The sequence below is a fragment of the Pseudomonas sp. RL_5y_Pfl2_73 genome, assembly GCF_963970515.1.
GTDB lineage: Bacteria > Pseudomonadota > Gammaproteobacteria > Pseudomonadales > Pseudomonadaceae > Aquipseudomonas.
This window is the reverse complement of record NZ_CAXAPD010000072.1, coordinates 1-4,359: the sequence shown is the minus strand read 5'-3', so window position 1 is coordinate 4,359 and position 4,359 is coordinate 1. Positions and strand designations below refer to the sequence as shown.

The following is a 4,359-nucleotide window of genomic DNA, read 5'->3' as shown; positions in this document are numbered from 1 at the left end:
ATGGCAAGCCGGGTAGCGAGGCGATCTTCTACTTCCACACCAACCTGGCCGGGCTGCCGGAACAGCTGACCGATACGGACGGCCACACGGTGTGGCACAGCGAGTACCAGGCCTGGGGCAGGACGCGGGACGAGTGGCATGATCGGCAGGCAGGAGGTGAGCAGAACCTGCGCTTTCAGGGGCAGTACCTTGACCGCGAAACCGGGCTGCACTACAACACCTTCAGGTTTTTTGATCCGGAGGTGGGGCGGTTTACTCAGCCGGATCCGATTGGGTTGGCGGGTGGGCTGAACCTCTATCAGTATTCGCCAAACCCGATGGGATGGATTGATCCGCTCGGCCTCGAAACTATTCGCTTACGGCATTACACGAGCAATCAAGGATTAGAGGGAATAAAAAATAGTATGGTAATTAAGGCCGGCGACCAAAATTCCGTATTTGCCACCAAAGCCAAAGGGAAGCCGCTGAGCATGGCCGATGCAGCTAAAAAATTCAAAATAAGACCACACCACGCCCGAAACCATATTGACTTCGATATAGACACTGGAAGAGTAGAGTTCAGAAAAAACAATTTAGGCGTTGAGGAGTTCAAAATAAAAGGCGACGTCGTGCTAGATAAAAAAACAACCTCTTTCAACAAACGGTGCCCATAAAATGAGCAAGAAATGCAGAATAGGAATGTCAGAGCTCAAAAGTATTCTGACCCATCTAGAAGAAGTGGTGATTACTATTGACAAAATAGGTTCTGGATTTGAAGACAAAGAAACTACCGCACTAGCGCTGTTATTATTTTTCAGAGAAAAAGACGTCCTTGACAAACTAGCTGAAACAAGAAAAATCCTCCACCATAGTCTATCCGAAGAACTGGGCGTTGATGCATATGATAAATGGATTGAGAATGATACAACATATTGGAAACCACCATACGAAAAAAACAAAAATGAAATCATTAAACTTTTAGCCAACCTAGACTAAGACATTTTTTTGAAAAAACCTTCTATTTGCAATGTAGCCGTCTGAGGAGCGTATCCTTGAAGTTACTTTTTGGACATTTGGCTTTTTCAGATGATCATTCAGAATAACCAAACAAAGAAATGCACTCAGACCCAGGCAAGAACAAATCAACCTTGATGAGAGTGATAAGTTCCATATTCGAAGGGTTGCTCGAAGACAACTCATCTAACTACAAGAAAGAACTGAGCAAGCCCATTGACTCAAAGCTAGTGGCCTGAGCGGCTAATTCATTTATTTATCTGTCGGTCAGGAATATACAAAATTTAATTATCAACGCAGCTACTCCCGACGATGATCGCGATAGTACCCAATAGCCGCCCGCTGCACCTGAGCAATGAAAACCGCGAATGCTACCGCTTCGAGCGGGATGCGCTGGACCGGCTGCTGGCCCAGCAGGATCTGGATGGTAGCGGGCGCATTTACCAGTACGACCCGTTGGGCGAGGTCAAGGGTATCCACCATATCCCTGCACCGCTCGCCGAACCGGAGCTGGACGGCAAAGACGTGGCCGAGCCACACACGCCGCTGGAGCATTATTTCGAGCGCGACGCTCTCGGACGGTTGGTCCGAAAACGCACCGACGACGGGGTCACCGAGTACGCCTACGATAACGCCGACAACCTGTTGTCGATTGCCTTTATAAACAAACAAGGTGAAGAGCGGCGGCTCGACTATACCTACGATGTCCTCGGTCAACTGCTCAGCGAGACCAATAGCGCCGGAGAATTGAAATACGCTTACGACGCGCTGGGCAACCTTGAAACCCTGACCCTACCCGATCAGCGTCAGCTCAACCATTTGTACTACGGCAGCAGCCATCTGCATCAGCTCAACCTCAATGGCCGGGTGATCAGCGACTTCGAGCACAATCAGCTGCATGACGAGGTCTTGCGCACCCAGGAGGCCCAGACGCCCCCATGACAAAAAATGATCTCATTACGGGACTGAGACGCAGCGGGGTTACCCCACCAAAAGATTTTTTAGGGAGCTTATGATGAACAAAGAAAAACTATTCGACCTGAAGGAAGCACTCGAAATATCAGGCTGGTCACTAATAAATGAAAATGAAATGTTCTCTGCTGCAGACGACAGGATAGAGTGGCTACTAGTGAATGAGCGGACATCCAACAAAGAAACCTATACATTCCACCTTTTCAACGATCTTGGAAAAAGAACAGAAAAAATATCCGACATACTTTACGTAAGGAGAAGCAAAAATAATATCAAGCTATATTTCGATCAAGACAAAAACTGTTGGAAAAAAGAACTCAAGACATTCGTATACAGCACAACATAAAGATAAAGATAAAGATAAAGATAAAGATATCCCAGCTTCCCCAAAAAGAGCTAAAGCGTCACTGCGGAATTCAGTAAATCTATAAAAAACTAATAAACCATCAGAACCAAGAACTCTCAAGAGGGGGCGCACTGAGATTCCCAGCATTATGGCCTTATGAAGACTTTATTGATGCATTACTGGTCAGTCTCCCGGACGTAAATACCGACCATCCTTAGGAGAAGCACTCGAGTCAGTGTCGGCAAGAACAGGAAAAACATATCAAGGTCAACAAATATTCAAGATCACGAAAAAGACGCAAGTTGACGATGTAAAATTTAAGCCCGGCGACTACTATTATATGGATGGCATGCACAAGGATCATATAGAAACCTTCTCATCACAAAACTCATCAAAAGGCGTTTTCAATCTTGACGGCAAATACAACGCTGCAAAATCTACGCGCGCCGCAAACCGAATCGGCCCGGGCTGTTAACATCCCGACGGACTTAAATTCATGAATCAGCTAGAAAATGAAATTCTAAAAAACAAAGACGATCTATTCGAAGGTACATTTTGCTTTGAATTATTTGAGGAGAAGACGTTCAACGCCCCTTTGTTCGATAAATTGATAAGAGACATACAAACGGCATTGAAGTCCACAGATGTAAAATCTAGCGACAAGCTAAAAGAGTTTACAATTTGGTTCACCATGGGAACTATTCGCTGTGTCATATGCCACTACGACCCTAATGACTTATATAAAATAAGCGACTTCTCCATGGATGCATGGAACGAATCATATGAACCAAAATTAAACAATATGCTCTTGGCGCTAATAAAAACGTAGGCTCGTCTACAACGGAGTTTACCGCAGGGCAAACGCCTGGGTGTGCAGTCCGAAATCCTGCGCTTCAGCTACGACCCGCTCAGCCGTCTGTTCGAGGAAGTCGGACCACACCTGCAGCGCCAGTATCACTACGACAAGGCCGGGAATTCGGCATAGGGAACTCCAAAATAGAGCTTATTTCAATGATGAGCCAGGCAACCACTATGATTACTGAAATTAAAACCAACAGCAGTGAAAATGCCTTTCAGGATAATGATGTAATTCAGCTTGGCAGAGCTGTAAATTCAGATGAATGCAGTTTATCTGCAATTAGCTGGACGACGGCAGGGCGTTCACGGCAAATCCAGTTACACATACTGAAAACCCTGTACACGGGCTTTAAAAGTGCGATTCCAGAACAAAATATTTGGCTCTTTATGGGATCTTACTCATGGCAGCCAGATAATCGCATTACCCGTCACAGAAGGTTGTGGGGCAGTTTAAAAGCAAGAGGGGTCGAAATTTTTCATGGCAAGGATCATCAAGATCATCTTATTAAAGGAAGGGAAGGCATTAAGTTTTTTGGGGCGATAAATCTGTCCGAGCCTTCCCTAACATCTACACTATCCGCCATATTAAGCGAGCGCGCCTCTTATATTGTAGGCCTACCCAAGAATTGCGATATTTCTACTTTTTTAAATCCAGGATGGGCAGGTAAAATCACTGAAGATATAAATTTTATTTGCAGCATTAGCCATTCAAACGGCTTTGTATTGAAGCCAATTGGTGAGTTTGATGATGCAGAGCGCGGGTTTGTGTATTTAGGGCCATCGGATATTACGCGAAAAATTAATATGTTTAAAAATAACTGATAACGGCTACTTGGTGATATACCCCTTATTGCAAGGGCCACTTCCCAATTGCCGAATGCAGCGGCACCCATTCCGTCAACGGCATTCCCGTGGATTTGGATGACATGAAGACTACCTGCGGCACGACTTTGATCGCCAGCGGCTCCCGCGCTGCCGAGAACCGCTGACAACCGCAGTTCCTGCAATGAAACTCCACTAGCTTTTCACAAATAATCACAACAATAAGGAGGCACACATCCTACGACGCCCTCGGCCAACTGCTCAGCGAGACCAATAGCGCCGGCCTGTTGCAGTACGACTACGATGAACTGGGCAACCTGCAAACCCTGACCCTGCCCGATCAGCGTCAGCTCAACCATTTGTACTAC

6 protein-coding genes and 1 pseudogene are annotated in these 4,359 nt (G+C 46.0%); all 7 read left to right on the top strand.

The window, feature by feature from the left end:
* The coding region (locus AACY42_RS28015; RefSeq protein WP_339483739.1) for an RHS repeat domain-containing protein at positions 1-653 on the top strand (653 nt) is incomplete at its 5' end.
* A gap of 1 nt (position 654) precedes the next feature.
* Positions 655-975 carry a hypothetical protein gene (locus tag AACY42_RS28010; RefSeq protein WP_339483738.1) on the top strand — a complete coding sequence of 107 codons (321 nt, stop codon included), beginning with the start codon at positions 655-657 and terminating at the stop codon, positions 973-975.
* Between the two features lie 330 nt (positions 976-1,305).
* Complete coding sequence (locus tag AACY42_RS28005) at positions 1,306-1,935, top strand: RHS repeat domain-containing protein (RefSeq protein ID WP_339483737.1); 630 nt, start codon at positions 1,306-1,308, stop codon at positions 1,933-1,935.
* A gap of 73 nt (positions 1,936-2,008) precedes the next feature.
* A complete protein-coding gene (locus tag AACY42_RS28000) occupies positions 2,009-2,311 on the top strand; it encodes a hypothetical protein (RefSeq protein ID WP_339483736.1) in 303 nt (100 codons plus the stop codon).
* Positions 2,312-2,807: 496 nt separating this feature from the next.
* On the top strand, positions 2,808-3,140 hold the full coding sequence (locus AACY42_RS27995) for a hypothetical protein (protein ID WP_339483735.1): 333 nt from the start codon (positions 2,808-2,810) through the stop codon (positions 3,138-3,140).
* Between the two features lie 203 nt (positions 3,141-3,343).
* A complete protein-coding gene (locus tag AACY42_RS27990; protein WP_339483734.1) occupies positions 3,344-3,991 on the top strand; it encodes a hypothetical protein in 648 nt (215 codons plus the stop codon).
* A gap of 41 nt (positions 3,992-4,032) precedes the next feature.
* Positions 4,033-4,158: pseudogene (locus tag AACY42_RS27985) on the top strand (PAAR domain-containing protein); the annotation flags it as partial.
* Positions 4,159-4,359 lie beyond the last annotated feature (201 nt).

Bases quoted from the DNA above. Each gene is read 5' to 3' on its own strand.
- AACY42_RS28010 (WP_339483738.1), top strand. From the start codon at position 655: ATGAGCAAGAAATGCAGAATAGGAATGTCAGAGCTCAAAAGTATTCTG.
- AACY42_RS28005 (WP_339483737.1), top strand. From the start codon at position 1,306: ATGATCGCGATAGTACCCAATAGCCGCCCGCTGCACCTGAGCAATGAA.
- AACY42_RS28000 (WP_339483736.1), top strand. From the start codon at position 2,009: ATGAACAAAGAAAAACTATTCGACCTGAAGGAAGCACTCGAAATATCA.
- AACY42_RS27995 (WP_339483735.1), top strand. From the start codon at position 2,808: ATGAATCAGCTAGAAAATGAAATTCTAAAAAACAAAGACGATCTATTC.
- AACY42_RS27990 (WP_339483734.1), top strand. From the start codon at position 3,344: ATGATTACTGAAATTAAAACCAACAGCAGTGAAAATGCCTTTCAGGAT.